At 69.9% G+C, this 25,405-nt stretch carries 25 protein-coding genes and 1 pseudogene; 20 read left to right on the forward strand and 6 right to left on the reverse strand.

What is annotated here, in order from left to right:
- Window positions 1-6 precede the first annotated feature (6 nt).
- The 10 genes and pseudogenes from frr to ACQP1O_RS10235 all read left to right on the forward strand — a co-directional run bounded on the left by frr (window position 7) and on the right by ACQP1O_RS10235 (window position 10,127).
- A complete protein-coding gene (gene frr, locus ACQP1O_RS10190) occupies window positions 7-564 on the forward strand; it encodes a ribosome recycling factor (RefSeq protein ID WP_364613922.1) in 558 nt (185 codons plus the stop codon).
- 90 nt (window positions 565-654) lie between these two features.
- Complete coding sequence (locus ACQP1O_RS10195; protein ID WP_433567638.1) at window positions 655-1,551, forward strand: phosphatidate cytidylyltransferase; 897 nt, start codon at window positions 655-657, stop codon at window positions 1,549-1,551.
- A gap of 205 nt (window positions 1,552-1,756) precedes the next feature.
- A complete protein-coding gene (locus ACQP1O_RS10200; RefSeq protein ID WP_433565574.1) occupies window positions 1,757-2,392 on the forward strand; it encodes a tetratricopeptide repeat protein in 636 nt (211 codons plus the stop codon).
- Complete coding sequence (locus tag ACQP1O_RS10205; RefSeq protein ID WP_433565575.1) at window positions 2,389-2,715, forward strand: tetratricopeptide repeat protein; 327 nt, start codon at window positions 2,389-2,391, stop codon at window positions 2,713-2,715. The genes ACQP1O_RS10200 and ACQP1O_RS10205 overlap by 4 nt, the downstream gene beginning before the upstream one ends.
- Before the next feature lie 60 nt (window positions 2,716-2,775).
- On the forward strand, window positions 2,776-2,910 hold the full coding sequence (locus ACQP1O_RS10210) for a hypothetical protein (RefSeq protein WP_433567639.1): 135 nt from the start codon (window positions 2,776-2,778) through the stop codon (window positions 2,908-2,910).
- A 73-nt stretch (window positions 2,911-2,983) separates the two neighbouring features.
- A pseudogene (rlmN, locus tag ACQP1O_RS10215) lies at window positions 2,984-4,087 on the forward strand (23S rRNA (adenine(2503)-C(2))-methyltransferase RlmN); the annotation flags it as partial.
- A 161-nt stretch (window positions 4,088-4,248) separates the two neighbouring features.
- Window positions 4,249-4,923 carry a cupin domain-containing protein gene (locus tag ACQP1O_RS10220; RefSeq protein WP_433565576.1) on the forward strand — a complete coding sequence of 225 codons (675 nt, stop codon included), beginning with the start codon at window positions 4,249-4,251 and terminating at the stop codon, window positions 4,921-4,923.
- Window positions 4,924-5,172: 249 nt separating this feature from the next.
- Window positions 5,173-5,388, forward strand: a complete 216-nt coding sequence (locus ACQP1O_RS10225; protein WP_433565577.1) for a hypothetical protein — start codon at window positions 5,173-5,175, stop codon at window positions 5,386-5,388.
- 47 nt (window positions 5,389-5,435) lie between these two features.
- Window positions 5,436-8,921, forward strand: coding sequence for a protein kinase domain-containing protein (locus ACQP1O_RS10230; RefSeq protein WP_433565578.1), 3,486 nt, complete (start codon window positions 5,436-5,438; stop codon window positions 8,919-8,921).
- A 42-nt stretch (window positions 8,922-8,963) separates the two neighbouring features.
- Entirely contained in the window at window positions 8,964-10,127 is a 1,164-nt protein-coding gene (locus ACQP1O_RS10235; RefSeq protein ID WP_433565579.1) for a low temperature requirement protein A, read from the forward strand.
- Here the strand turns inward: ACQP1O_RS10235 and ACQP1O_RS10240 are convergent.
- Both ACQP1O_RS10240 and ACQP1O_RS10245 read right to left on the reverse strand, forming a co-directional pair.
- A complete protein-coding gene (locus tag ACQP1O_RS10240; RefSeq protein ID WP_433565580.1) occupies window positions 10,124-10,558 on the reverse strand; it encodes a hypothetical protein in 435 nt (144 codons plus the stop codon). The two genes, ACQP1O_RS10235 and ACQP1O_RS10240, sit on opposite strands and share 4 nt — an antisense overlap.
- Complete coding sequence (locus ACQP1O_RS10245; RefSeq protein ID WP_433565581.1) at window positions 10,555-11,898, reverse strand: hypothetical protein; 1,344 nt, start codon at window positions 11,896-11,898, stop codon at window positions 10,555-10,557. Before ACQP1O_RS10245 ends, ACQP1O_RS10240 begins: the two co-directional genes overlap by 4 nt.
- Before the next feature lie 74 nt (window positions 11,899-11,972).
- Here ACQP1O_RS10245 and ACQP1O_RS10250 point away from each other — a divergent pair, with 74 nt between their 5' ends.
- A complete protein-coding gene (locus ACQP1O_RS10250; protein WP_433565582.1) occupies window positions 11,973-12,521 on the forward strand; it encodes a helix-turn-helix domain-containing protein in 549 nt (182 codons plus the stop codon).
- 1 nt (window position 12,522) lies between these two features.
- On the opposite strand, the gene ACQP1O_RS10255 is transcribed toward ACQP1O_RS10250, so the two are convergent.
- Both ACQP1O_RS10255 and ACQP1O_RS10260 read right to left on the reverse strand, forming a co-directional pair.
- A complete protein-coding gene (locus ACQP1O_RS10255) occupies window positions 12,523-13,758 on the reverse strand; it encodes an RNA polymerase sigma factor (RefSeq protein WP_433565583.1) in 1,236 nt (411 codons plus the stop codon).
- Entirely contained in the window at window positions 13,755-14,093 is a 339-nt protein-coding gene (locus tag ACQP1O_RS10260) for a YciI family protein (RefSeq protein ID WP_433565584.1), read from the reverse strand. Before ACQP1O_RS10260 ends, ACQP1O_RS10255 begins: the two co-directional genes overlap by 4 nt.
- A 154-nt stretch (window positions 14,094-14,247) precedes the next feature.
- Here ACQP1O_RS10260 and ACQP1O_RS10265 point away from each other — a divergent pair, with 154 nt between their 5' ends.
- The 5 genes from ACQP1O_RS10265 to ACQP1O_RS10285 all read left to right on the forward strand — a co-directional run bounded on the left by ACQP1O_RS10265 (window position 14,248) and on the right by ACQP1O_RS10285 (window position 18,033).
- Complete coding sequence (locus tag ACQP1O_RS10265; protein WP_433565585.1) at window positions 14,248-15,069, forward strand: alpha/beta fold hydrolase; 822 nt, start codon at window positions 14,248-14,250, stop codon at window positions 15,067-15,069.
- 85 nt (window positions 15,070-15,154) lie between these two features.
- The gene (locus ACQP1O_RS10270; protein ID WP_433565586.1) at window positions 15,155-15,496 is read left to right on the forward strand and encodes a YidH family protein; all 342 of its coding nucleotides are present in this window, start codon (window positions 15,155-15,157) and stop codon (window positions 15,494-15,496) included.
- Window positions 15,493-15,822 (forward strand): DUF202 domain-containing protein, encoded by a 330-nt coding sequence (locus tag ACQP1O_RS10275; RefSeq protein ID WP_433565587.1) that lies wholly within the window; start codon window positions 15,493-15,495, stop codon window positions 15,820-15,822. Before ACQP1O_RS10270 ends, ACQP1O_RS10275 begins: the two co-directional genes overlap by 4 nt.
- A gap of 174 nt (window positions 15,823-15,996) precedes the next feature.
- Window positions 15,997-17,325: a hypothetical protein gene (locus ACQP1O_RS10280; RefSeq protein ID WP_433565588.1), complete on the forward strand. Its 1,329-nt coding sequence runs from the start codon at window positions 15,997-15,999 to the stop codon at window positions 17,323-17,325.
- A 45-nt stretch (window positions 17,326-17,370) separates the two neighbouring features.
- A complete protein-coding gene (locus ACQP1O_RS10285; RefSeq protein ID WP_433565589.1) occupies window positions 17,371-18,033 on the forward strand; it encodes a DedA family protein in 663 nt (220 codons plus the stop codon).
- 28 nt (window positions 18,034-18,061) lie between these two features.
- Here ACQP1O_RS10285 and ACQP1O_RS10290 read toward each other — a convergent pair whose 3' ends face one another.
- Window positions 18,062-20,233, reverse strand: a complete 2,172-nt coding sequence (locus ACQP1O_RS10290; RefSeq protein ID WP_433565590.1) for an MMPL family transporter — start codon at window positions 20,231-20,233, stop codon at window positions 18,062-18,064.
- Between the two features lie 100 nt (window positions 20,234-20,333).
- Between ACQP1O_RS10290 and ACQP1O_RS10295 the strand changes: the two genes are divergently transcribed.
- The 4 genes from ACQP1O_RS10295 (at window position 20,334) to ACQP1O_RS10310 (ending at window position 24,810) form a co-directional block, all read left to right on the forward strand.
- A complete protein-coding gene (locus ACQP1O_RS10295) occupies window positions 20,334-21,029 on the forward strand; it encodes a TetR/AcrR family transcriptional regulator (protein ID WP_433565591.1) in 696 nt (231 codons plus the stop codon).
- Between the two features lie 113 nt (window positions 21,030-21,142).
- Window positions 21,143-22,828 carry a metallophosphoesterase gene (locus ACQP1O_RS10300; protein WP_433565592.1) on the forward strand — a complete coding sequence of 562 codons (1,686 nt, stop codon included), beginning with the start codon at window positions 21,143-21,145 and terminating at the stop codon, window positions 22,826-22,828.
- 63 nt (window positions 22,829-22,891) lie between these two features.
- A complete protein-coding gene (locus ACQP1O_RS10305; RefSeq protein WP_433565593.1) occupies window positions 22,892-23,878 on the forward strand; it encodes a cytochrome c oxidase assembly protein in 987 nt (328 codons plus the stop codon).
- A gap of 248 nt (window positions 23,879-24,126) precedes the next feature.
- Window positions 24,127-24,810 (forward strand): hypothetical protein, encoded by a 684-nt coding sequence (locus ACQP1O_RS10310; RefSeq protein WP_433565594.1) that lies wholly within the window; start codon window positions 24,127-24,129, stop codon window positions 24,808-24,810.
- Window positions 24,811-25,041: 231 nt separating this feature from the next.
- Here the strand turns inward: ACQP1O_RS10310 and ACQP1O_RS10315 are convergent, their stop codons facing one another.
- The gene (locus ACQP1O_RS10315; RefSeq protein ID WP_433565595.1) at window positions 25,042-25,326 is read right to left on the reverse strand and encodes a DUF2631 domain-containing protein; all 285 of its coding nucleotides are present in this window, start codon (window positions 25,324-25,326) and stop codon (window positions 25,042-25,044) included.
- Between the last annotated feature and the right edge of the window lie 79 nt (window positions 25,327-25,405).

Genomic DNA, 25,405 nt, shown 5'->3' on the forward strand with positions numbered 1-25,405 from the left:
ATCGCCGTGATTGAAGAAGCGCTCTTCGACGCCGAGGAAAAAATGGAGAAGGCCGTCTCGGTGGTGAAGGACGATCTGGGCTCCATTCGGACCGGACGTGCGAATCCCAGCATGTTCTCGCGAGTGGTGGTCGACTACTACGGTTCGCCGACGCCGATCACCCAGATGGCCTCCATCACGGTGCCCGAGCCGCGCATGCTCGTCATCAAGCCCTACGAGCAGTCCCAGCTGCAGCCGATCGAGACCGCGATCCGCAACTCGGACCTCGGGGTGAACCCGACCAACAATGGCGACATCATTCGCGTCAGCGTCCCGCAGCTCACCGAGGAGCGCCGCCGGGAAATGGTCAAGCAGGCCAAGTCCAAGGGCGAGGACGCCAAGATCTCGATCCGCAATGTCCGCCGCAAGGCGATGGACGAGCTCGGCCGCATCCAGAAGGACGGTGAGGCCGGCGAGGACGAGGTCGGCCGCGCCGAGAAGGAACTCGACAAGACCACGCAGAAGTACGTCGCGCACGTCGACGAACTGGTGAAGCACAAGGAAGCTGAGCTGCTCGAGGTCTAGGACGGCCGACGCCGGCCGGGGGCAGGGACGAACGGACGACAAGTGAGCGACGGGACAATCGTGGCCGAAGAGACTGCCGCCACCGGCGAGATGCCGGAGGACGCCGCCACACCGCCGGTGGCGGGCGCGGAGTCGGCAGGGCCGGGAAATGACGAGGGGAAGCCGCCCGCGTCGAAGGCGGGCCGCAACCTGCCGGCGGCGCTGGCGGTCGGATTCGGGCTGGGGTTGTCCCTCATCGCGATTCTGCTGTGGGCGCCCAAGGTGCTGATCGGCGTGATCGCGGTGGCGATCGCGGTGGCCACCTGGGAGGTGGCCAAGCGGCTGCGCGAGGCCGATGTGCTGGTGCCCCGGATTCCGCTGCTGGTCGGCGGGCAGGCGGTGGTGTGGCTGGCCTGGCCGTCCGGGCCGCAGGGGGTGCTGGGCGCGTTCGGCGCGACCGCGCTGACGATTATGGTGTGGCGGCTGTTCGACCACGGCCTGCGGGCCACGCCGCGAAACTACCTGCGCGACACCGCCATCGCGGTGTTCGTGCTGGCCTGGATTCCGCTGCTGGCGGCCTTCGCGGTGCTGATGCTGCAGGAGGACAACGGCAACCTGCGGGTGCTCACCTTCATGATCCTGGTGGTCTGCTCGGACGTGGGCGGCTATGTGGCCGGCGTGCTGTTCGGCAAGCACCCGATGGTGCCGCACATCAGCCCGAAGAAGTCCTGGGAGGGCTTCGGCGGATCGCTGGTGTTCTGCGTGATCGGCGGCCTGCTCACGGTGACGCTGCTGCTGCAGGCGAACTCGATGATCGGCGTGCTGCTCGGGGTGGGCCTGGTGCTGGTGGCGACCAGCGGGGACCTGATCGAATCGCAGGTCAAGCGGGAGCTCGGCATCAAGGACATGGGCACGCTGCTGCCCGGCCACGGCGGGATCATGGATCGCCTGGATTCCATGCTGCCGTCGGCCTTCGTGGCCTGGCTGGTGCTCACCGCGCTGCTCTGACGCGTTGAAACGGTTGCCGCTCAGAATGTTTCGGTGGTTCAATGCAGGGGCGCTGACGCGGCAGCGGTGACAGGGGGCGACATCAAGTAGATCGAGCTGCCCGACAGCACGGTCATCAACGCCCGGGTTCGCGGGCGAGCGTTTTCCCTTACCGCGCAAGCCCGCACGCCTTTCCGAGGTGATCCCGTGGAACGGTCCCGGGCATGTGCTGCTGACGTCGAACGCCCGCGATTGGGATGGAACCGCAGCCGATCACGGTGCCGCGCGGCAGCGCGAGCGGTATCCGGAGGAGCACGTGTGGTCCAGCGATCTGCTGGCCGCCTGCATGCGCACGTCGGGGGACTGGACCGGAGCGGTCGAGGTCAACGAGGAGTCGTTCCGGTGGGCGCGAGATCATCTGGGCGACAGTCATATCGAGACCATTCGCGCCGAGCACAATCTGGCCGTGGCCTACCGGATGGTCGGCCGCTTCGCCGATGCCATGGACGCCGATGTCGCGAACTACGACCGGTTCCGCAACGATCCGCTGCTGGCCTCGGAAGCGGTCCTGAAGTTGCACTGCGTCAACAATGTTGCGCGCAACCACCGCGAACTGGGTGACGTCGAGGCGTCCGTGGTGCTGCAGGAGCAGGTGCTGCGGGATTTCGTCGAGCTGTTCGAGAATCCGCGGCAGCAGCACATTCTGCGGGCTCGCAAGAATCTCGCCGTGTCCTACCGCAAGTCCGGGCGGTACGCGCAGGCGCTGGAGATGCGGCATTGGCCGACCATGTCGAGGTGTACGGGGAGGAGCATCCCGAATCCGTCGCCGCCCGAACGAATGTCGCCAATGACTACCGGATGACCGGGGATCTCGGTGCGGCGCTGCGGTATGCGGCCGCCGCGTACCGGATCTGCCGGGCGGTGCGGCCGGATCATCCGTACACCGCCGCGTGCGCGGTCAACCACGCAGCGGCGCTACGGGCGCTCGGGCGGCACGACGAAGCGCTGCAGGCGGATCTGGACGGGGTTCGCCTCTTCCAGGACCGGCTGGGACCCGATCATCCGTACACCCTCGCCGCCCAGACCGACGTGGCCTCGGATCTGGCCGGACTGGGACGCACGGCCGAGACCGCCGAACTCGGGGCCGACACCCTGGCCCGGCTGCGACGGGCGCGCGGCGGCTGACATCCCTACACCCTGCAGTGCGCGCTCAACCTCAGCCTGGATTGGCGCACGCTCGGTCGCATCGAGGCAGCCGACGACCTGGAACAGGACACCCTGGAGGCCTACGCGGCCACGCTCGGCCCCGATCATCCGGAATCGCAGGCGTCCGCCGCCCGGATGCGGGGCACCTGTGACGTGGAGCCGCCACCCATGTGACGGCGCTTACTGTGAGGAACGCGATTCCCCCGGGCGGCGTCGGCCCGCCGGGGGATGGGACACTGGAACGGTTATGACTACCCCCTTGCCCCTCGTTTTCGACGCCCCTCGTCGCGGTATGCCGCCGCGGCATCTCGCCGACCTCGATTCGCAGGAGCGCAAGACGGTGGTCGAGGAGCTCGGCCTGCCGAAGTTCCGCGCCGATCAGATCGCGCGCCAGTACTACGGACGGCTGGTCGCCGACCCGGCCCAGATGACCGACCTGCCGGAGGCCATGCGGTCCACCGTCGCCGAGGCGCTGTTCCCGCCGCTGCTCACCGAGGTCCGGCACATCGAATGTGACGACGGGACCACCCGGAAGTCTCTGTGGCGGGCGAACGACGGCACGCTGCTCGAGTCGGTGCTGATGCGCTATCCCGACCGCAACACCCTGTGCATCTCGTCGCAGGCGGGTTGCGGCATGGCCTGCCCCTTCTGCGCCACCGGCCAGGGCGGCCTGAACCGCAACCTGTCCACCGCCGAAATCGTCGACCAGGTCCGCGCCGCCGCTGCCGCCCTGCGCGACGGCGAGGTCGCCGGTGGCCCCGGCCGCCTGTCCAACATCGTGTTCATGGGCATGGGTGAGCCGCTGGCGAACTATAAGCGTGTGGTGAACGCGGTTCGCCGTATCACTTCTCCCGCGCCGGACGGCCTCGGCATTTCCCAGCGCAATGTGGTGGTCTCGACCGTCGGTCTGGCCCCGGCCATCCGCAAGCTCGCCGATGAGGATCTGTCGGTGACGTTGGCTGTTTCGCTGCATACCCCCGATGACGAACTGCGGGATACGTTGGTGCCGGTCAACAATCGCTGGTCGGTCGCTGAAGTTCTCGATGCCGCACGGTATTACGCGGACAAGTCGGGTCGGCGGGTGTCGATCGAGTACGCGTTGATCCGTGACGTGAATGATCAGCCCTGGCGTGCCGACATGCTCGGCAAGAAGCTGCACAGGGTGTTGGGTTCGCGTGTTCACGTGAACCTCATCCCGCTCAATCCGACCCCTGGCAGTAAGTGGGATGCGAGCCCCAAACCTGTTGAGCGCGAATTCGTTCGGCGCGTCGAGGCTCAGGGCGTCCCCTGCACCGTGCGCGACACCCGCGGCCAGGAGATCGCGGCGGCCTGCGGTCAGCTGGCCGCCGAAGGGCGAGCCCCTCGGCCTGTTCTTCCGGATCCCCGCGACGCCGACCACGTCGTTTCCGATGGCTCCGGCTCGGGTCGACCCGAAGAATAATTGCTGTATCCATGCTGGTTGCGGCGGCGTAGCGTCATGGGCGGGGCGGCTGATCGACAAAGGTGAGCGCCATGACGAAATTTGTACAAACGATCGAGTTCACGACCACGCGGCTCGACGAATTCAACAAGAATCTCGATGAGTGGCTCACGGCGACGCAGGGGAAGCGGGCCGCGACCCACAGCATGGAGACCCGGGATCGGGATCGGGACAATACGTATCTGCAGATCGTGGAGTTCCCGTCCTACGAACAGGCCATGGCGAACTCCGCCATGCCCGAGACCACCGGGTTCGCCGAATCGCTCGCCGAACTCTGCGACGGGCCCGCGCTGTTCCGCAACCTCGACCTGGTTCGCGAGGACGACATGCTCCCGCATGAAGAGTTGAGCTTGCAGGTCAGAAGCTTCGACTCACCTGACGAAACACGACTGTTCGAGTCGGGCGGCGGCCGATTCGAAGTCATCGAAGCAGGATCCGGATCGGTCGGCCGTGGTGTCTTCGAGCCCGGCTGGCGCTGGTCCACCCACGTCAAGCCGATCGCTGGCACGGACAGCTGCCAGGCGTCCCACGTCGGGTACTGCGTGTCCGGACGGATGCGCATCCGGATGGACGACGGCACCGAACGTGAGATCGGCGCGGGCGATTTCATGATCTGCCGACCCGGACACGACGCCTGGACCGTCGGTGATGAGCCATGCGTCCTCGTCGACTGGGCAGCAGCCGCAGACTACGCGCGCCATCACTGACCCACACATACCCGCCCCCGCTCGGCATTCCGGCGGGGGCGGAATCGCGGGCTGATCCGACGCAACGCGAAGGCCCGATGGCCGAGGGCATTCGGCACGAGCCCGGGAATTCCTCCGGATTGTCGCGGCGCCGATACGGCGACTCCGGATAGGTTGGCGCGGTGCGGAATTGGGGGGGTCGAACCACCGGGGGTGCGAAGTCGCCGAACCGCCGCGCTGCCGCATGGGCCGTCCCCACCATTGACGACCATGACAACGAAGCGGAATCGAAGTGCCTCGGCGGCAACGCCCTTGAAGCGCGCGGCCGCGGCCGCGCGGTTGAACATCGCGGTCGGGGACCTGCCGGAACTGGGTTGCGGCTGGACCGTCGGGGAGGTGCTGCGGCTGCGGCGGGAACGGCCCGACTGGCTGACCGATGCGCGGCGCAGATTCATGCGGCCCGAGATCGGCGCGCGGTGGCGGTGATCGGCTTATGCTCGGGGTGACTGGCTCGTTCTCGTATCGGGGTCGCTGTGCCGCATGTCGATCCGTTTTCCACGCGCCGCGAAGAGAACCTCGGGTTCGCGGCGGAACTGGCGGCTGCCGGGTTCGGGGACGCGCTCGAGGTGGGGCGCGGGGGATTCGGCGTGGTGTACCGCTGCTTTCAGCACGCGCTGGGGCGAACCGTCGCCATCAAGGTACTGACCGCGGATCTGGAATCCGACAGCCTGGAACGGTTTGTGCGCGAGCAGCTCGCCATGGGGAAGCTGTCGGGGCATCCGAACATCGTGACGGTGTTCGAGGTCGGGTCCACCGACACCGGGCGGCCGTACATCGTGATGCCGTTCCACGCGCACGGGTCGCTCGATACCCGGATACAGCAGGGCGGGCCGGTCGAGTGGCCGGAGGTGCTGCATCTCGGGGTGCGGCTGTCGGGGGCATTGGAGACTGCGCATCGGCGGGGACTGCTGCACCGGGATGTGAAGCCCGGGAACATCCTGCTCACCGAGTACGGGGAGCCGCAGCTGGCCGATTTCGGAATCGCGCGGCTGACAGGCGGATTCGAGACCGCGGCGGGCACGATCACCGGGTCGCCCGCCTACACCGCGCCGGAGGTGCTGCAGGGGCAGGCCCCGGATGTGACCGCCGATGTCTACAGTCTGGCGGCGACCCTGTTCTGCGCGGCCACCGGGCACGCGGTGTTCGAACGGCGCAGCGGGGAACAGCTGGTCGCGCAGTTCGTGCGGATCACCAGGCATCCGATGCCGGACCTGACCGGCGAGGGCCTGCCCGCCGACCTCACCGGGGCGATCGAGGCGGCCATGTCGCGCGAGCGCTCCCAACGCCCCGGCTCCGCCGCCGAATTCGGTGCGGCGCTGCGGGATATCCAGCAACGGCACGGGCTGCCACCCGACGACATACCGATTCCGGCGCCTGCCGCGGAACCGCCACCGCCGACGGACCGGGCCCGGGCCGTCGGCCGCACCACCCCGCCCCAGGCCGGGCGCCGGCGCTCCCGCACCACCACCGCCACGCCGCCGGTCCCGGCCACCCGGCTGCGCCCGCCCACCCTCACCCGGGCCCTGGTGCCCCGCCCGCGCCTGCTCGACGCGCTGCGCTCGGGTAGCGACCGCCGGCTCGCGGTCGTCCACGGCCCCACCGGTTTCGGTAAGACCACCCTCGCCGCGCAATGGTGCGCGGCGGTCACCGCGGCCGGGGGATCGGTGGCCTGGCTGACCGTCGACAGCGACGACGACAATGTGGTGTGGTTCCTCTCCCACCTGATCGAAGCGGTGCGCGCGGTCCGGCCGGCCCTGGCACGTGAACTGGGCGAACTGCTCGAGGAACACGGCGACGAGGCCGGGCGCTTCGTGCTGACCTCGCTCATCAACGACATCGACCAGCGCGGCGAGCCGCTGACCGTGGTCATCGACGACTGGCATCGCGTGAGCGACCCGAATACCCAGGCCGCGCTGCGCTTCCTGATCGAGAGCTGCAGTCCGGTGCTGCGCATGCTGGTGACCAGCCGCCACCAGACCGGCCTGCCCATGAGCGCCATGCGCGCCCGCGACGAACTGGTGGAAATCGACACCGCCGCACTGCGGTTCACCGCCGGCGAGGCCTATGCCCTGCTGGTCGAGCTGGGCGGGCTGGAACTGGACCGCGACGACGCGGCCGACCTCACCGAATCCACCGGCGGCTGGGTCGCGGCACTGCAACTGGCGGCGCTGTCGCTGCGCAGCAGTGACGATCCCGGGCAGCTGATCGGGCAACTCACCGGACGCCACCACGCCATCGGCGAATTCCTCGCCGAGAACGTGCTGGAAACCCTCGAACCCGGCGTGCTCGACTTCATGGTGGCGACCTCGGTCACCGAACGCACCTGCGGCGAGCTGGCCGCGGCGCTCACCGGCGTGCCCGACGTGCAGGCGCTGCTGGAACGGATCGAGCAGCAGGACCTGTTCCTGCGCCGCGTCGACGGCGGCCCGTGGTTCCGCTATCACCAGCTGTTCCAGGACTTTCTGCGGCAGCGGCTCGAACACGATCGGCCCGAGGAGATCGACCGCCTGCATCGCGCGGCCTCGGAGTGGTTCGCCGGGCACCGGCACGTGAGCGAGGCGGTCGACCACGCCCTGCTGGCCGGAGACGAGCAGCGCGCGGTCGAAATCGTGGAGAGCGACGGCATGTCGCTGCTCGAATACGGCCAGATGGCCAGCCTCATCGGCCTGGTGAACAAGCTCCCCCCGGTCGTCATCGAATCCCATCCGCGGCTGCAACTGGATCTGGCGTGGGCGAACATCCTGCTGCACCGGGCCGGTCCGGCCGAACGTGCGCTGTCCCTGGCGGAACAGACGCTCGAGCGCGGCGACCTCGACCCGCGGACCACGGCCCGGCTGTGTGCCGAAGCGGGTGTGGTGCACGCGGTGGTGACAGTCCGCGCGGATGTGCTGACCGGTGTGGAGGATTGGCTCGCACCGTGTTTCGCCATGGCCGACGAGCTCTCCCCGTACGTGGTGGCCATCGGCGCCAACTGTGCGAGTTTCGCCGCGGGCTACCGCTACGACTTCGAGGAGGCGACACGCATCCAGGAGTGGTCTGCCCCGTACATGCGCCGGAACAAGGGCTACTACAACAATGTTCACGGCCTGTGCTTCCTCGGCCTGGCCGCCAGCCTGCAACTCGACATCCCGCGCGCCGAGGAGTACTTCCGCAGCGCCCTGAAGATCGCCAAGCAATCCGGCGGCAGTCACTCCTACGGGGCCCGTCTGGCCGGATCGCTGCTCGGTGAACTGCTCTACGAGCGTGGCGAGGTCGCCGAGGCGGAGCGCCTGCTCGACGAGGGCTACAAACTCGGCGCCGACGCCGGCGTCGTCGACTTCAAACTGGCCCGCTACGTGGTCGGCGCCCGGGTGAAGGCGCTGCGCGGCGACCGCGCCGCCGCCATCCGCCGCCTGAACGAGGGTGCGCGCGTGGCCGATTCGATGTCGCTGCCCCGCCTGCGTGCCGAGGTCGAGAACGAGCGGCTGCGCCTGGGCCTGCCGCCGCACCCCGACTTCGGCCCGCTCGCGGTGGTCGACCACGCCCATCGCCGCACCCCGATCGACCCCATCGACGAATTCACGGTCCTCTACGAGGAATTCACCGCCATCCGCCTGCTGCTGACCGAATCCGCCACCGAATCCCGGGAACTGGCCCGCACCTGGGCCCAGGAATGGGTCGACGAGCTCGAAGCCGTCCGCCGCCCCCGCGAGCTCCTGAAGGCCCGCCGCCTGCTGGTCGCCTGCCTCGCCGCCACCGGCCGTACCGACGCCGCCAAGGCCCTGCTCGCCACCGTCACCGCCCAGTGCGCCGAACACGGCTCCGTCCGCTACATCCTCGACGGCGGCCCCCACGTCGTCGCGACCCTCGCCGTACTCGCCGCCGACCAGGCCGCCGGCCACTGGCGCCCCGACTGGCCCGAGGTCCCACCCGCCTTCCTCCGAGCCCTGGCGGAAGCCGATGCCGCCCAGACGATCTAGAGTGAATCCGCTGGATGTGGAGCTAGGCAGGGATTTACGGGTGTGACTGAACCTCTACACGAGGCGCACGAGCGGGCCAGTTGGGCCGAGTTGTTCTTCGATCTGGTGCTGGTGTTCGCGGTGACGCAGGCCGCGCACGTGGCGGTGGCGGGGCAGAGCTGGGGCGCGGTCGGGCAGACGGTGCTGCTGCTGGGAATCATGTGGTGGTCGTGGGTGGGGACCACGCTGGCCGTGCACGGGGTGGAGGATTCGAACCAGCAGCGGATATTCCTGTTCGCCGGCGGATTGTGCATGTTCGTCATCGCGATCACCGCGCCGCACGCGTTCACCGGGCACGCGCAGCCGCTGCTGCTGGCCGGCGCGCACCTGGCGCTGCGGCTGCTGCTGTGGGGCGAGATGCAGCACAAGCGGGCGTTCTCGTCGGCGGGGACCTTCGGGAACTGGCTCAATCCGTTCACGGTGACCCTGGCGGCGGCGGTGCTCCTGGTGGCGGCCGCGCTCGCGCCCGCGGGCGGAATGCGCAACGGGCTCTGGATCATCGCGGTGGCGCTGGCCTTCGGCGGTCCGGCGCTGCTGGCGCGGCGCCTGGAGAAGGTCCAGTTCGGTGCGACCCATCTGCCCGAACGCTTCGCCACCTTCGTCATCATCGCGCTCGGCGAGACCGTCGCCTCGGTGGGTTCCCAAGCGGCGGAAGCACACCTGGGCGTGGTGGCCTGGATCGCGGTGGTGCTGATCTTCGTGCTCGGTTGCGGCCTGTGGTGGCTGTACTTCGCCTACGGCTTCGCCGCGGTCGAGCATTCGCTGCGTACCAACCAGGTGCGCGGCACGGTCGTGCGGGATGTGCTCAGCTACGGGCACCTGCTGCTGGTGATCGGCCTGGTGCTGGTGGCGGTGGGCGCGCGCACCATGGTCGAGCATCCGATCGCGGTGGCGCACAGCGTGACCGGATATCTGCTGCCGCTGGGCGCCACCCTGTATGTGACCACCTTCCTGTTCACCCGCTGGCGCATGTTCGGTGCGGCCACCCTCGGCCGGTTCGTCACCGCGCTGGTGCTGGCGGTCCTGACCGCCGCGGCGACGCTGCTGCCGCAGATCGCGACCCTGGCGGCGGTGACCGCGATCCTGGCCGGCCTCAACGCTTTCGAGTACTGGGTGGTGTCGACGGGAAGGCCGCTGCTGCTCATGCGCCGCTCCCGGGTGAGCTAGCCGACCGGCACGATGGTGGCGTCGATGGCGTGGATGAGACCGTCGCGGATGACGAAGGTTTCGGTGATGTCCACCGTCACCAGCCGCACCCCCGCGACACCGGAATCCAACAGGTAGCGCGCCGTCACCACATCGCCCGACTCGGTGAAGCGCAGGTGGTAGAAGCGCTGGACCAGCGCATACTGCGGCCCGTGCTCGAGGTCGTCGGTGAGCTGCGGCCCCGAGAACCCGGTCTGCAGCCCGGCCTCGACCCGCGTCGCGTCCGGCGCGAACGGTACCGCCGACGCGTCGTGGCTGATCAGCGCGTCGAGGTAGGCCATCGCGATGGCAGTGTCGCGGGTGAGGAGCGGCGCCGCGCCCGCGGCACCGGACGCGATTCCGACCCCGGCCGCCGCCACTGCCGCCACCACCGCAACATGTCTCATTTTCATCTGCTGATGCTGGCTCGAGACGCGATGCCGCGCAAGCATTTCCAGCCGTTCGCCAGGCGATCGCGCAGCCCGTGCGGGAGGGGCGGCGCGCCGACCCAGTCGGCGATGTCGCTGATCACCGCCGGATCGACATGCTGCGGTCGCAGGTAGCTGCTCGGTGTCGACGGTCCGGTGCCGGAGAAGAGCATGTGGTCGACCGTGGGGTGGACACGAATGGTGACCCCGGGGCGTCCGGCCAGCCCGGCCTCCCAGAGCGGGAGATCCTCGTCGGCGGTGACCTGATAGTCGCGACCGCCCTGGAGGAGGAGTATCGGTCGGCCCAGTGCGGCCGCGGTGGCGACCTGGTCGTAGTCGCGCAGGTCCAGCCAGTACGACGCGGGCCAGCCGAACAACAGGTCCGCCGCCGGGGTTTCGATCGACAGCGTGGGACTTTCGGTCCGGGTCGCCCGCTCGCTCATGCTCTCCCTCAGCGCGCCGATGTCCTGATCGGGCTCGACCGCGGCGATGTGCCGCAGCGCGCGCAGGATCGAGCGCGGCAGCGGCACGGTATCACCGGCCAGTATCGCCACCCCGGCGATGCCCGGGTCGGCGGCCGCGATGCGCGGCGCCGCCTTGCCGCCGCCGCTGTGCCCGGCCACGAAGATCCGGTCCGGATCGACACCCGGCTCCCGGCGCAGCACTTCGACCGCTGCCAGGGCATGCGGCAGGTACTCATCGACCATGGTGAACCCCGCCGCACTCTCGAATACGCTGTGCGCGTTGGTGAGTTTGTCGAAACGCAACACCGCGACACCGCGGCCGGCGAGTCCCCACGCCAGGTCCTTGAACGGTTTGTTCGGACCGGTGGTGAGGTCGCGGTCGGCGGGCCCGGAGGCGACCAGCACGACAGCGGGCCGCGATCCCGTCCCGACCGGCAGGGTCAGCGTGGCCGCCACCGCTGCATCGCCCTCGCCGAGAGTGATGTCCCGTTCGGCGATCCGGTGTGGCATCGCGTAATCCGGTGGCGTCCAGCCGGATTCGGCCGGTGCGGCCAGCCGCAGCCCGTGCAGTCCGCCCGCCGCGTCTACCGCCAGATGCACCGCGAGCGCACCTCTTTCGCAGGTGACCGGCACCTGCACGGCCGTCAGCCCGTCGGCGGCGGGGTGGGCGCCCGCCGCGCCGACCGACCGGACGTCGCCGATTCTGGCGATCTCGCCGGTCCATGCGCCGCGGACGGTCTCCGCGGACACCACGGCCGCCAGTCGCGGCGCGAACAGGTCCGCCAGTTCGTCGAATCGTTCGTTCCGCAGCAGGTCGGCCACGGTGGCGGCCACGGTCTCGGGATCTATGTCGATGGTCATGTCCCGAACCTTTCTCAAGCGGTGAAACCATTCTTATGATTGAGAAAAGTAGCAGTCTATGAGAAGGTTGGGAAGTGGAAACCTTCGAGCTGCTGGCACATCCGGCCAGGCTGCGCATCGTGCACGCCCTGCGCGGCGACCGCACCCTGACCACCGGCGACCTCTGCGCCCGCCTGCCGGACACCTCGAAAGCGACTGTGTACCGCCACGTCGACGCCCTCACCGCCGCCGGCATTCTCGAGGTCGCCGAGGAGCGGCGGGTGCGCGGCGCGGTCGAGCGCCGCTACCGGCTGCGTCAGGAGAACGCGGCCATCAGCGCCGAGGCCGCCGCCGCACTCCCGGCCGATGGCTACCGTCCGGTCTTCGCCCTCGCGATGGCCGTGCTCGTCGCCGAATTCAACGCCTACCTCGACGGCGAGAACGCGGATCCGGTAGCCGATCTCGTCGGTTTCCGCCAGCACGCGCTCTGGCTCGACCGTGACGAACTCGAGCAGCTGATCGCGGAGCTGCGCGCGGTGATCCTGCCGCGCCTGGCCAACCAGCCCGCCGCCGGCCGCGACCAATACCTGTTGAGCCCCATCCTTTTTCCGATCGAACAGGCGCCGACCGACCCGGCCGGCTGAATCAGCCGCCGACCTCGCCGAGCCGGCGGCGCAGGTAGGCGCGTTCGGCGTCATTCACGGTGAGATCGAGCGCGGTCCGGTACTCGCGTGCCGCGGCATCATCGCGGCCCGAGCGGCGCAGCAGATCGGCGCGCGCGGCTGCGACCAGGCGGGCCAGGTCGGAACCGGGTGCGGCGGCCACCGTGTCGAGCAGTTCGAGCCCGGCGTCGGGGCCGGAGCGCATGCCGACGGCGATGGCACGGTTCAAAGCGACCGTGGGGGAGGGGGTTCGGAGCATCAGCGCGTCGTACAGCTCGGCAATGCGCGCCCAGTCCGTGTCCTCCGGTCCCGCCGCCGTCACATGGCACGCGACGATCATCGCTTGCAACTGGTACGGGCCCAGCCGATCCCGGCGGGCCGTGCGGCGCAGCTCGGCCAGCCCGGCCCCGATCAGCTGCCGATCCCAGCGGCCGCGCTCCTGCTCCTCGAGCGGAACCAGCGTCCCCCCGGCCCCGGTCCGCGCGGCCGCACGCGATTGCTGCAGCAGGACAAGGGCATTCAGCCCGCCCGCCTCCGGATCGTCGGGCATGAGCTCGACCACCAGCGCGGCCAGCCGCTGCGCCTCCGCGGCCAGATCGGGGCGTTGCAGATCGGGCCCCGCCCCGGCCAGATAGCCCTCGTTGAACAGCAGATAGATCACGCCCAGCACGGCGCGCGTGCGCTCCGGCAGCAGGTGCGCGGGCGGCACCCGATACGGAATCCCGGCAGCGCGGATCTTCTGTTTGGCCCGCACCAGCCGTTTGGCCATGGTCGGCTCGGGAACGCCGAAGGCCCGGGCGATCTCGGCGGTGGTGAGGCCGGTCAGCGTGCGCAACGCCAGCGTGACCTGCGCCTCGAAGGCCAGCGCGGGATGGCAGCAGGTGAAGATCAGCCGCAGCCGGTCGTCGGGAATGTCGGTGCCGGACACGGGTTCTCCGGAATCGGGGGTGTCGATGAGGGCCAGCGCACGCAGCTTCGCGGCCCCGACACGTTCGCGGCGCAGCCGGTCGACCGCGCGGCGGCGGGCAGCGGTGAGCAGCCACGCACCGGGCCGCTCGGGCACACCGTCCCGGGGCCAGGTACGCCAGGCCAGCGCGAACGCCTCCTGCGCGCACTCCTCGGCCAGATCCCAGTCGCCCAGCCCGCCGATGAGCGTGGCCACCAGCCGCGCCCACTCGGTGCGGAAGGCGGCGGTGAGGGCGGCGTCGACCGCGGTCACGGCGTCCGGACCGGGCGAATCTCGATCTGCCCGAAGCGACTCGCAGGATGTCCGGCCGCCACCTCGATGGCCGCGTCCAGATCCGCCACCTCGATGAGCGCGAAGCCGCCGATCTGATCCTTGGCCTCGATGAACGGCCCGTCGGTCAGCAGCACCTCGTCGCCGCGCACCCGGACGGTGGTGGCGGTGTGGCTGGGGTGCAGGCCCTCGTGGGCGGTGAGTATGCCGCGGGCGAGCAGATCGTCCAGCCACGCCCGGAACTCGCGCAGGCCGTCCTCGTCGACGACGTCGTCGACCCGGCTCTCATCGGCACTGATCAGCAAGAGGTATCGCATGGTCGTCACTCCCTATCTCCCGCACGACGGACGGGACTCATCTACCCGACGAACAGGACCGACGCGGATGGACACCACTATGCCGAGCCGGGGTGTCCAGAACCGGGATTCCCGTTCGTCGTCCCGGTATCGACCCCTGACCACGGAGAAGACCATGCCCAGAGTGATTTCTGCCGACGGCACCACGATCGCCTACCACCGCGCCGGTTCCGGCCCGGCCCTCGTCTTCCTGCCCGGCGCCTTCAACGACAGCGGCACCTGCGCGCCCCTGGCCGAGCAGCTGAGTGACCGCTACACGGTGGTCCGCCCGGACCGCCGCGGCCGGGGCGAGAGCACCGACGCCATCGCTCCGGCCGGCGCCCGGGCCTACGAGGTTCAGCGCGAGATCGAGGATCTCGACGCCGTCATTGCCGATATCGGCGGCGCCGCAGCGGTTTTCGGCTTCTCCTCCGGCGGCATCCTCGCCCTGCGGGCCGCGGTCGCCGGCTCGCGCATCACCCGCCTGGCCCTCTACGAACCGCCGTTCGCGCTGGGCGGCCTGTCCGGCCATACCCCGCAGCGACTGCCGGAACGCCTCGCCGACCTCATCGCCCGCGATGAACCCGGCGCGGCCGTGGAACTGATGCAGCTCGAGGGCATCGGCCTGTTGCCGGATGTGGTCGAGCAGGTGAAGCACTCACCGGTCTGGCCGCACCTGGAAGCCATCGCTCAGACCGTGGTCTACGACGCCGCCATCTGCCGCCCACCCAATCTGCCGACCCCCGCCATGGCCCGCCTCGACCTCGCGACCCTGGTGATCAGCAGCCCCGAATCCTGGCCCGGCGTTCGCTCCGCCTCCCGGGCGCTGCCCGCCGAACTCGCCCGGGCCCGCTATGTGGAGGTGCCGGGCGGTGCGGATCACGGCATCCCCGCCGAGGCCACCGCGAAGGTTCTCGACGCCTTCCTCGCCGAGGATCCGGCGAGCCGAGTGCGCTGACCCGCGCCGGCCGGAGCCGGTCACCGGCCTGTCCGAGTGCTCACACTGTGCTGCTATTGCAGTTATTACGCAATAACTTGGAGGGGTGGCTTCCGAAGAGCAGACCGAACTCGACTACCGATTCACCCTCGCGAACGAACGCACCTTCCTGGCCTGGATCCGCACCGCGCTGGGCCTGCTCGCGGGCGGCGTCGCCGTCCACACGCTGGTCGAAGGCTTCCGAATCCACGGCGTGCGCGCGGCGATCGCCATGTCGGCCATCGTGCTGGCGGTGGTGCTCGCGGTCGGGGCGTACGCGCAGTGGCGCAGGGTGGAACGGGCCATGCAGGCGGGCGAACGGCTGCCGGGCAATGTGCTGATCCCGGTACTCGCGGCCGGTGTCGCGGTGATCTCAGCGATCGCCGTGGTCGGCGTGCTCAGCCTGTGAGCGCGCCGGCTATCGCCCGCGACCCCGGACTGGCGACCGAGCGCACCGCGCTGGCCTGGCGGCGCACCGCCATCTCCGCCATCGCCAGTGCCACGCTCTTCACCAAGGTGGCCGCCGAGGGCGGGATCGGCTGGCGGCCGACCGGTCTGCTGCCGCTGGGCGCGGCCGTGCTCATGATGCTGGTGGCGGCAATCGCGTTGGCGCGCAGCCGAAGTCTGCACCGCGGCGCGCATCGCGGCACCGCGCCGCTGCTGCTCCTGGTGTCCGCGGGTGTGGCGGCGGTGGGGCTCGCCGCGATGGCGATGGTCCTCGTGCATCGAGCCTAGCGGGATTCGGCCATCGAAACCGGCTGAGCCAGGCATGCTCACCGGCCCGGAGTGAGCGAATCGCGGGTGAGGGAACGCGGCCGCCGACCTCCCGGATCGATAGCGTGATGATTGCTAATCTGGCGCCATGAGTGCTGGTCAGCGGCTGGACGGATCTCGGTCCACCGGATCCCGATGAGGATCCGGGGCGGCCGCGACGTCATCGATGCGGGCACCGCGTTCCTGGCGGCGCTCATCGCCGGGCTGTCGCTCATGGTGCCCATCGACTTCGCGTGGACCTCGCGCAGTTCGGCGCTGCACTTGGAACTGCTGGTCTTCAGCATGCCGCAGGCGATTGCGGCGGGGGCGCTGGTCGCGATCGTGATCGCGGTGATGTCCACCGCGCTGGGCGGGCAGAGCCTGCGCTGGGGTGTGGCGCTGGGCGGGGCGGCGCTGCTGTTCGTCGACCACCTGCTGGGGCGGCATGCCGTGCTCGGCACCTCGCTGGCCACCCTGAACTTCCTGGATTCCATTGCCGGCGGGCTCATTCTCGGCGGTTCGGGGGCCGGGGTACTGTCCCGCTCCCGCGTCGAATCCCGGTATACCTGGGCGACGTCGGCGTGGCTGCTGGGCGCGATCGGCGGCGTGGTCGCGCATGAATTCATCCCGGAAGCCCAGGCCAAGCTGGCCGATCCGCACTTCCCGCAGAACTGGCCCGCCATCGACGCGCCCCCGCTGTGGCTGATCGCGCTGGCCCTGCTCGTCATCGGACTCCGGTTCCTGCGCGAGCCGGGCGGGCATCCAGTGGAAACACCTACGACCCAGCTGCCCATCGTCCCGATCATCGCGGGCGCGTTCATGATCGGCGTCAGCCTGGTCGGGTGTGGGGTGCTGGCCCGCCACGGCGACAGCCCGCTCGCGATCGCGGTAACGGCCGCGGCCACGGCGGCCGGGGCCCTGCTCACCGCGTTCATGCTGCCCAGGCGGGACGGCGTCCAGGTGCTGCTCGCGGTGGCGCTCGTCGGGGCGGGCAGCGCTGTCCTCGTGGCAAGCCTTCGGGGATGGTCGATCCCGGGCCTCGTGGTGCTGGTCGCCGGCGGGCTGGTCGCGGGGATCCGCTGGCCCGGTGCGCGGGTCGCCGCGGTCGGCATCATCGGCCTGTCCGGCTACGCGGTGCTGACGGTCGCGGTCGGGCATCCCGTCGCCCTCACCGTGCTCGGACACGCGCTGCTCGCCCTGCTGACCGGCTACTGCTTCGGCGCGGTCACCCCGCGCTACGCCTCCACCCGGGTGCTGGGCATCGCCCTGATCTACGTGCCCTCACCGGTGCTCGCGCTGCGCGACTACACCCGGCGCGGGCACTGCCTGCTGATCGACCCCGGAAAGCCGTGCACCATCGCCGATTTCACCTCGTTCGCACCCGGCTGGGCAGCCCTCGCGCTCGCGGTGGGCTGCGCGCTGGGCCTGTGGGCCCTGCTGCGGCGGCGACCCGAGCAGGCCCGGGCGGCGGCACCCGCGAGCTGAGCGTCCCGAGCACCCGGGTCGAGCGCCCTGGGTACCGTGGCGGACATGAACTCGCTGCTGCACCGGATATTGGATATCGCGCCGATCTGGGTGTACCTGGTCGTCACCCTGCTGGTGTTCGCCGAGGACGCGATCTTCGTCGGCTTCGTGATCCCCGGTGAGACGGCGGCGGTGCTCGGCGGTGTGGCGGCCAGTCAGGGGCATGTGCTGCTGTGGCTGATGATCCTGCTGGTGGTGGCCGCCGCCATCCTCGGCGACAGCGTCGGCTACGAGGTAGGCAAGCACGTGGGCCCGCGGCTGCTGCAGGCCTCGATGCTGGACCGGCATCGCGGCCGCCTCGACCGCGCCCAGGACTATCTGGCCCGGCGTGGCGGCTGGGCGGTGTTCCTCGGCCGGTTCACCGCGTTCTTCCGGGCCATGATGCCGGCGCTGGCGGGCACCTCGCGCATGCCCTATCGGCGCTTCCTGCTGTTCAATGCCGCCGGTGGAATCGTCTGGGGCACCACGTTCGTGGTGCTCGGCTTCGTGGCCGGGCAGTCCTACGAGGTGGTGGCCAAGACGGTCGGCCGGGATCTGGCCATCGGTGTCGTCGTCATCGTCGTGGTCGCGCTGATCGTGTGGAAGCTGCGCGAACGTCGCCGCGAGCGGGCCTTCGAGACCGAGTACGAGGCGACCCACCAGGGACTGTTGACGCCCGAAACCGATTGAGCCCAACCGGTTTCGGGCGCCGCCCGGCTCAGACCGAGGCCAATTCGCGCTGCGGCTGCGGCTCGCTGTCCTCCTGCGGCCCTTCGATATTCAGCGTCGGCAGCACCCGATCGAGGCGGCGCGGCAGCCACCACGCACGGCGGCCGAGCAGGGCCAGGACGGCGGGGACCAGTGTCAGCCGGACGGCGAACGCGTCCACCAGCACACCCACCGCCAGGGCGAAGGCGATCGGCTTGATCATGGCGTCGTCGGTGGGGACGAAGGAGGCGAAGACCGCCACCATGATCGTCGCCGCGGCCGTCACCACCCGGGCGTTGTGGCGGGTGCCCTCGATGATCGACGCCCCGGCGTCGCGGCGGTGCAGCCACTGTTCGCGAATCCCGGACACCAGGAACACCTCGTAGTCCATGGCCAGCCCGAACAGCACGCCCACCAGGATGATCGGCAGGAAGCTCACCACCGGCCCGACCTTCGAGACGCCGAGGAGGTCCGCGGCCCAACCCCATTGGAAGACCGCGACCGTGGTGCCCAGCGCCGCCGCGACCGACAGCAGGAAGGTGACTGCCGCCTTCACCGGTACCGCGATCGACCGGAACACCAGGACCAGCAGCACCAGGCTCAGGCCGACCACGATGCCCAGGAAGGGCACCAGGGACGCGGAAAGCCGTTGCGAGACATCGATGGTGACCGCGGTATCGCCGGTGACGGCCACGTCGGCCCCGGGGACCGCACCGGGCGCCCGATCGCGGATGGCGTGGACCAGATCGGTGGTCTGCTGCGACTCCGGCGCGCTGGCCGGAATCACCATGATCAGCGACTGGCCTGTCCGCTGGGTGGGCTGCGGCGGTGCGACATACGCGACGTCGGGCAGTCCGCGCACCGTGTCGGCGACCGTCGCGGCGGCCCGGGTGTCGCCGTTCGGCCCGTCCACGACCACCACCAGCGGGCCGTTGACGCCGGGGCCGAACTTCTCGGCAATGGTGTCGTAGGCCTGCCGCTGACCCGTCGCCGCGGCGGCGGAACCATTGTCGGGCAGGGCCATTCGGAGCGAGGCGGCGGGCAGGGCCAGCAGGATCAGCGCCCCGGCCACGGCCACCACGGTGACGAGCGGCCGCGCGGTGACCAGCCGTGCCCAGCGCGCGCCCATGCTGTCGGCTCCGGTTGCGGTGGCCCGCCGGTGGGCGCGCGAGCCCGCCCGCGGCGTCAGCCGGGCGCCGGCGAATCCGGCCAGCGCGGGCAGCAGCGTGAGCGCCACTGCCACCGCGATCAGTACCGCGCCGGAGGCGGCCAGCCCCATGACGGTCAGGAACGGAATGCCGATCACGCTCAGCGCGGCCAGCGCGATGATCACCGTCGTGCCCGCGAAAACGACTGCGCTGCCCGCGGTCTCATTGGCCCGTCGCGCCGATTCCCGTGGCGTCAGCCCGGCGGCCAGCTGGGACCGGTGCCGGGACAGGATGAACAGCGCGTAGTCGATCCCGACCGCCAGGCCCAGCATGAGCGCCAGCGTCAGGGCGGTCGACGACACCGGCACCGCCGCGCTCAGGGCCGACAGTCCGCCCACCGTGACCGCGATGCCGAAAACCGCTGACAGGATCGGCATTCCGGCCGCCACCAGCGATCCGAACGTGATCAGCAGGACCAGCACCGCCACTGCGAGCCCGAGGATTTCGGTGACGCCCGGCTTCATCTGCCCGGCCCCGTACGCGGAGCCGCCGACCGACACGTCCAGCCCGGCCTCGCGCGCGATGTCGCCGGACCGTTCGACCGCGTCCCTCGCGGCGCTGGTCACCTTGGACCGGTCGCCGGCGAAGTGCACGACGCCGATTGCGGTGCGCTGGTCCCCGGAGACGGCTCCCGCCTGCTGGGGCGTGGTCACCCCTATCGCTCCCGGCGCGGTTCCGGCGACCTCGAGGGTGTGCTGGATCGCCGTGCGATAGGGCGCCTCGGTGACGAGGTGGCCCTCGGGTGCGGTGAAGACCAGTTGCGCGTTGGCTCCCGCCGCGTCGGGCGCGGTCTCGGACAGGGTGTCCAGCGCCCGCTGGGACTCGGCCCCGGGCACGGTGAAGCGGTCGTCGAGGCGGCCGCCCGCGAGCGCGGCGCCGCCGACGACGGCGATCAGCAGGATGGCCCAGATCGAGACGACCAGGCCACGGCGCCGGAAGGCGAAGTCTCCGATCCGGCCCAGTAATGCGCTCATCGGTGATTCCTCTCGGAGGCGTGCGGATTGATGTTGACGGGCGTGAACTTTATGGGTGTTAACTTGCCTCGCGATCTGTACAGGTGTCAACATCAATGTCGTGGACATCACCGACGATGTGGCGAAGAAGCCCGCACGCGAGGGTCCCTACCACCACGGGGACCTGCGCAATGCCCTGGTGAGCGCCTCCGCGCAGCTGGCCGAGATCGGCGGGCCCGCCGCGGTCACCGTCCGTGCCGCCGCGCGTGCGGTCGGCGTCACCGCCACCGCCGCCTACCGCCACTTCAACGGTCACGAGGAACTGCTCGCCGCGGTGCGCGAGCAGGCCGAGGAAGCCCTGTTCGAGGCCCTCGACGGCGCGATGAAAAACGTTCCGGCGCAAGCTGATCCGACCGCGACCGCGATCGCCCGGCTGGCCACCGCCGGGCGCGCGTACATCGAATACGCCGAGCGGGAGCGCGGCCTGTTCCGGACCGCGTTCTGCGGCGCCGATGTCGATGTCCACAAAGAGGTGCTCGAGGACCCCATCTTCCATCTCATCGGGACCGGAATCGACGCCCTGGTCGCGGCGGGATTCATGGATCCGCGTCAGCGTCCCGGCGCGGAGTTCACCGCGTGGGCGGCCGTACACGGGCTGGCGAGCCTGATCGTCGACGGCCCGTTGGCCGACGCCGAGCCCGCCGATCGCGAGGCGGCCATCGACCACGCCGTCGCCACCGTGCTGCGCGGCTTCGCCACCGGCACGCGCGCCGAGCCGTACCGCTCGACCGACCCGCACATCGCGCTGCCCGCCTGATTCGGACGATTCGCCGCGCGAATTGTGCTGTGTTCACCGCCATGTCGCGAGTCCGTAAGCTTGCGGCGTTTTGATGACCGCGCAAACGGACTCACGGTGACAAGGTTTTCTCGATGCTGAATCCCCTCGGTACGGTGCCCCGCACGGGCATTCCGGCACAGCTCGCCGCGCAGATGACGATGGACGAGCAATTCGATTGGCACCGTTCGTATCTGAAACGGCATCGGGTGAGCAGGCGCAGCTTCCTGCGGGGCAGCGCCGCCGCGGCCATGGCCGCCGGACTCGGCTCCGCCTTCGGCGGCCGCGGGGTCGCCTACGCCGACGACGCCCCGCTGACCGTCGGCGGCCGCCGCGTCGGGTACGGCCCGGACGCGGCCGGCCAGCTCCGCTTCTCCGCCCAGCTGTCGCGAAACCCGGGCGCCACCAAGGTCTTCCTCGATCACGGCCCGACCCCGGCACTGGGCGGCACACTCGAGGCCGAGGTCCGCAACCTGGTCACCCAGCTCCCGCGCACCGACGGGGGAGTGCTGTCGGCCGAACAGTTCTATGTTCACGCCCCCGTCGACGGACTGCCCGGCCGCCTGCCGCACTTCTACCGCTGGCGCACCGCCGACGGCTACAGCAGCGACGTGCTCTCCGCGAGCACCGCCATGCCGAGCTCGCGCGCGGCGCTGCTGCCGTTCCGCTTCACCATGATGGGCGACCAGGGCGTCGACGACACCCCGGCACTGCCCGCGGGCATGCCGGCGGGCGCCTACCGCAACAAGTACGGCGAGGGTGACGCTCCCAGCTCCCGCAATGCCGAGAACATCCAGCGCCAGATCGTCGCCAGCAACCCGGAATTCCACATTCTGGCCGGCGACATCTGCTACGCCGACACCTCCCACGGTGGCGGTCCGGACTGGTTCGTGCCCAACGGCAAGGCCGACACCGACGCCATCGACGCCTACAACCCATTCGTGTGGGACACCTACCTGCAGGCCATCGAGAGCAGCGCCGGCCGCGTGCCCTGGATGTTCGCCACCGGCAACCACGACATGGAAGCCGTCTACGGCAATCACGGCTACGGCGGCCTGATGGCGCGCATGGACTTTCCGGACAACGGGCCCGCGGGCTGCCCGTCGGTGTACTCCTTCACCTACGGCAATGTGGCGGTGCTGTCGCTGGACGCCAACGAGGTGAGCTGGCAGGTCCGCGCCAATCTCGGCTATTCCGGTGGCGCACAGAACAGTTGGGTGGAATCCACCCTGGCCGGTTACCGCGCGAACCCGAGCATCGACTTCATCGTCTGCTTCTTCCACGAGTGCGCCTACGCCACCGGTATCGGCGGCGCCAGCGACGGCGGCGTGCGCGGGGCCTGGGCCGACCTGTTCGACAAGTACCGGGTCGATCTGGTGTTGCAGGGCCACAATCACAACTTCGAGCGCACCGACCCGATGCGCGGCGGGCGGCCGACCAAGGCCGCACCAGACAACTCGATCGTCTATCCGGACACCGACGGCACCGTCTACTACGTGGTCGGGGGAGGCGGCGCGGCGCACGGCACCTTCGCCGCGGGCGACACCTACCGCGGCAACGAGCAGCCCGACACCTTCGTGCCGGAGAGCACCCTGTGGGGCTCCGACGGCAAGGAGGGCAAGGAGGCCGTCGCCTGGTCGCGGGTGCGGTTCAGCCGCTACTCGTTCATTCGCGTGGACGTGCGGCCCGGCGTTTTCTCCAGCGAGATGGACGTGGTCGCGGTCGACGAGCACGGGCGCGAATTCGACACCGTGACCTACCGTCGCCTGGTCTCCCGCTAGCCGCGCACTGCCTTCCCGGGAGCCGTGCCGTCCCCCGCGGCGGCACGGCGCATACTGGGTCCCGTGCTACAGACCCGAACACCGCTGCAGCTGAGCAGTGTGGTGAGCTCCTGGCAGTGGGACACCTCGACCGTGCTGGTCATCGCACTCCTGGGACTCGCGTACGCGGCCTGCTTCCTCAAGGGGAGACAGCGCGGCGAACAGCTTCCGGTGAGTCGGGCCCTCTACTTCGGGCTGGCCGGACTGGGCGTGTGGCTGTACACCGGCGTCGGCATGATCGGTGTCTACTCCGACACCCTGTTCTGGGTGCGCGCGCTGCAGGTGCTCCTGCTGCTCTACCTGGTGCCCTTCGCACTCGCGGCCGGTGCGCCGTTCACCGTGCTGCGCGCGGCGCTGGGCCCGGCGGGCCGGAAACGCCTGGACGCCATGCTCTCCGGCAGTGCCGCCCGGCTGCTCACCCACCCGGCCACCGCCTCGATGCTGATCCTGCTGCTGCCCTGGGCGCTGTTCCTCTCGCCCTGGTACGAGTCGGTGCTGCGGCACGGGGGCGTCGACGCGGTCACCCGAATCATCGTGGTGGCCATCGGGTTCCTGTACTTCTACTCGCGCCTGCAGATCGATCCGGTGCCCAAGCACTTCACGCAGGGGCTGTCGCTGCTCATCACCATCGCGGAGTCCCTGGCCGACGGCATCCTCGGCATCGTGCTGTGGCTGGGGCCGCTGGTCGCCGCCGGCTACTACGGTTCGCTCGGCCGCACCTGGGGTCCGGACGCGCGCCTGGACCAGACCATCGGCGCGGGCATCCTGTGGCTGCTCGGCGATTTCCTCGGGCTGATCTACTCGCTGGTCGTCATGCGGGCCTTCGCCGCCGACGAGAAGCGCAGGGCCGGGGAGATCGATGCCGAGCTGGATGCCGCCGAGGCGGCGCGGGCGCGGCGGAAGGCGGTGTCGCGCACCGCGACCCGGGCCGCGGAGGCGGACGACGAGCCGGTGTCCACCGGACTGTGGTGGGAGAACGACCCGCAGCTGCGCGACCGCTTCCGCCGCTGATCCACTGAAAGGTGACCTGGCGCCCCGGTGGGGGTGTGAGCCGGGCCTCTTCATCTGCCGAAAGGTTGCCTGGGTCACTCATAAACGGCTCAGCGAACGCTGTCTTTACGCAAAACATACTTCAAGGAGTGTTTTCGCTACGGTTTGGCAACAAGTAGGCAACATTTGCTGACTTATCTTGATCCGGGTGCTCGATGAGGACCTCGCTCCCAGGAGGGAAGCGCCCGATCAAGAAAGCGACGAGAAGTATGCGTTTCACGAAGTTTGCCGCCACCTCGGCCCTGGCCATCACGGCGGTCGGTATCTCCGCAGGTACCGCCTATGCCGATCCCGCGGCCGCCGCTCCCGGGATCCACTGGGACACCAGGATCGACGGCGCTTCGGTGGTGCTGAAGACCGATGCGGGCTCGCTGACCACCCAGGACGGCCAGTTCCAGGTGCGTGACAACAACGGTGGCCTGGTCACCCAGTTCCCGCTCAATATCATCACCGGTGACGTCGCCCACCCGGTCGCCGCCGAGATCGACGGCAACACCGCCACCTTCACCCCGAACATGGACCCGGCCGCCGGCTTCCCGGCTCCGGCTCTCCCGGCCCCCGTGGTCAAGGACGTGGCCAGCCAGGCCGACCAGGACGCCGCGTTCGGCGCCGCGGTCAACCAGTTCGGCATCGCCAGCTCCATGGGCACCCTGATGGGCACCCTCATCGGCGGTGTGGCCGGCTGCGCCATCGGCGCGCTGGGCGGCGCCATCGCCGGTGTCGTGATCATGTCGGTTCCGACCGGCATCGCGGGCTGTGTCGCCGGCGCCGCGATCGGCATCCCGCTGGGCGCCGCGGCCGGTCTGGTCGGTGTCGGCGGGCCCGCCGCCATCGCGGTCGGCATCGGCCTGTTCAATCGCCTGAACGCGCCGGACTCCACCCCGGCCAGCTAGCCGGTGAACGACTGCCGGACCGGGGCCACCACGGTCCGGCCGGGGCGCGGCAGCGGCGCGCCCGCCGCGGCGAGCAGCAGTGCCGGTGCAGGAGGCATTGCGTGACAGCAGAATTCGGGCCGGATCGCTCGGGGGCGATCCGGCCCGAATTCGTCGGTGCTGCCGAAAGGGTCCGGCAAAACCCGAATGCCCCACGGACGTTGTCCGTGGGGCAAGGGATTCCGTTTCGAACTAGCGCGGGCGGCGCGACACGATGGAGTCGCGGATCAGCACGAAGGCGATACCGACCGCGAACAGCACCAGGAAGATGTAACCGACATTGCCGGTGCCCGAGGAGCTGCCCTGCTGGTTCTCGAACAGCATGGCCAGCAGGATCACGACGACGACCCAGCCGGCGGCGCGAGCGGCACGGCGCGACTCGCCGCTCCAGCCCCACGCGGCGGACGGAACCTCGGCGGTGTCGACCTTGGTGACAACCTCAGAGGGGTGCGCGGGTTCCAGTTCCGTGGCGGCCACTGTGGCTCCTTTACGGCTCGAATCGATTGCTGGCCAATATCGTGACATACGACCCAGCGTCGTAGCGAGCAGGGGGCAG

The sequence above is a fragment of the Nocardia sp. CA-151230 genome (genome assembly GCF_050942175.1).
Taxonomy (GTDB): Bacteria; Actinomycetota; Actinomycetes; order Mycobacteriales; family Mycobacteriaceae; genus Nocardia.

Coding starts and splice junctions, on each gene's coding strand:
- ACQP1O_RS10195 (WP_433567638.1), top strand. CDS start 655: ATGCCGGAGGACGCCGCCACACCGCCGGTGGCGGGCGCGGAGTCGGCA.
- ACQP1O_RS10205 (WP_433565575.1), top strand. CDS start 2,389: ATGACCGGGGATCTCGGTGCGGCGCTGCGGTATGCGGCCGCCGCGTAC.
- ACQP1O_RS10220 (WP_433565576.1), top strand. CDS start 4,249: ATGACGAAATTTGTACAAACGATCGAGTTCACGACCACGCGGCTCGAC.
- ACQP1O_RS10225 (WP_433565577.1), top strand. CDS start 5,173: ATGACAACGAAGCGGAATCGAAGTGCCTCGGCGGCAACGCCCTTGAAG.
- ACQP1O_RS10240 (WP_433565580.1), bottom strand. CDS start 10,558: ATGAAAATGAGACATGTTGCGGTGGTGGCGGCAGTGGCGGCGGCCGGG.
- ACQP1O_RS10245 (WP_433565581.1), bottom strand. CDS start 11,898: ATGACCATCGACATAGATCCCGAGACCGTGGCCGCCACCGTGGCCGAC.
- ACQP1O_RS10260 (WP_433565584.1), bottom strand. CDS start 14,093: ATGCGATACCTCTTGCTGATCAGTGCCGATGAGAGCCGGGTCGACGAC.
- ACQP1O_RS10265 (WP_433565585.1), top strand. CDS start 14,248: ATGCCCAGAGTGATTTCTGCCGACGGCACCACGATCGCCTACCACCGC.
- ACQP1O_RS10280 (WP_433565588.1), top strand. CDS start 15,997: ATGAGGATCCGGGGCGGCCGCGACGTCATCGATGCGGGCACCGCGTTC.
- ACQP1O_RS10285 (WP_433565589.1), top strand. CDS start 17,371: ATGAACTCGCTGCTGCACCGGATATTGGATATCGCGCCGATCTGGGTG.
- ACQP1O_RS10290 (WP_433565590.1), bottom strand. CDS start 20,233: ATGAGCGCATTACTGGGCCGGATCGGAGACTTCGCCTTCCGGCGCCGT.
- ACQP1O_RS10300 (WP_433565592.1), top strand. CDS start 21,143: ATGCTGAATCCCCTCGGTACGGTGCCCCGCACGGGCATTCCGGCACAG.
- ACQP1O_RS10310 (WP_433565594.1), top strand. CDS start 24,127: ATGCGTTTCACGAAGTTTGCCGCCACCTCGGCCCTGGCCATCACGGCG.